A 1,549-nucleotide genomic window follows, 5' to 3' on the forward strand; every position below is an offset into this window, starting at 1 on the left:
TTATAAACAATAAAGAACGACCCTTATGAGTCGTTCTTTATCACTTTATTATAATCCCCTGCGATATAAAAGATTCTTGCTTCTCCTTAGAATCTATATCTTTAGCATATACCGATACATTATAATTACCGTTTTTATTCGGCGTATACTTAAACACATTTGTTTTACTATAATCTTGCGCAATTCGCCATTTACCATCTTCTTTTACCCAAAATTGATATACTGGCTGGCTACTTCCCGCTGCTTTTGCTGTAAATGTTATTGTTTGACCTACTTTTGGTACTTCTATGTCTCTATTCAATTCTACAGCTGTTACTTTTTCTAAAAGTTTCACTTTGAAGCTATGTACTTGTATTGCTTCTTGCTTCGTCTTTGCATCCGCATCTTTAGCATATACCGATACATTATAATCACCATTTTTGTTCGGTTTATACTTAAATACATTTGTTTTACTATAATCTTGTACCATTCGCCATTTACCATCTTCTTTTACCCAAAATTGATATACTGGCTGGCTACTTCCCGCTGCTTTTGCTGTAAATGTTATTGTTTGACCTACTTTTGGTATTTCTACATCTCTATTCAATTCTACAGCTGTTACTTTTTCTAAAGGTTTCACTTTAAAGCTATGAACTTGCATTGCTTCTTGCTTTGCTTTAGAACCTGCTTCTTTAGCATATACCGATACATTATAATCTCCATCTTTGTTCGGTTTATACTTAAATACATTTGTTTTACTATAATCTTGTACCATTCGCCATTTACCATCTTCTTTTACCCAAAATTGATATACTGGTTGGCTACTTCCTTTCGCCTTTGCTGTAAAAGTTATTATTTGACCTAATTTCGGGGTTTCTAAATCTCTTGTTAACTCTACTTGATTTACTTGACCGTCCACTTTAAAAGTCTTAAGTGGGTATTTTTCCCATTCTCCATATATTCTCAATGCATTCCCTGCACGATCTAATATAGTTATGGAATCATAAGTCCATTCTCCACTCTCCGAAAGCTCTGGGATATTAATAGTTTTTGCCCACCTACCTTTTTCATCACGTTCAAAAATAGATACGCTTTCGGTTTTATTTTTTGACGGATTAATAAGTGTAACAAAGATCTCTTCAATGCCCGAATCCGCATCCTCTGCATCTACATACATTTCTATGGATTCGCCTGCTTTTACTATATTCTTATTAAATGTAATATTCTTCAATACAGGAGGAGCTGTATCCCATTTCGTTTGACCTTCCACTTTAAAAGTCTTAAGTGGGTATTTTTCCCATTCTCCATATATTCTCAATGCATTCCCTGCACGGTCTAATATAGTTATGGAATCATAAGCCCATTCTCCACTCTCCGAAAGCTCTGGGATATTAATAGTTTTTGCCCACCTACCTTTTTCATCACGTTCAAAAATAGATACGCTTTCGGTTTTATTTTTTGACGGATTAATAAGTGTAACAAAGATCTCTTCAATACCCGAATCCGCATCCTCTGCATCTACATACATTTCTATGGATTCGCCTGCTTTTACTACATTCTTATTAAATGT

Annotated in this window: 1 protein-coding gene; it reads right to left on the minus strand. The window is 34.5% G+C overall.

Annotation, left to right across the window (positions count from 1 at the left end; all coding sequences use genetic code 11):
• Positions 1–40: 40 nt before the first annotated feature.
• Positions 41–1,549, minus strand: a 1,509-nt coding sequence (locus tag ACXVYO_RS02160; protein WP_458465909.1) for a triple tyrosine motif-containing protein, incomplete at its 5' end; no start/stop codon positions are given.

Source organism: Bacillus sp. BC08 (assembly GCF_054326875.1).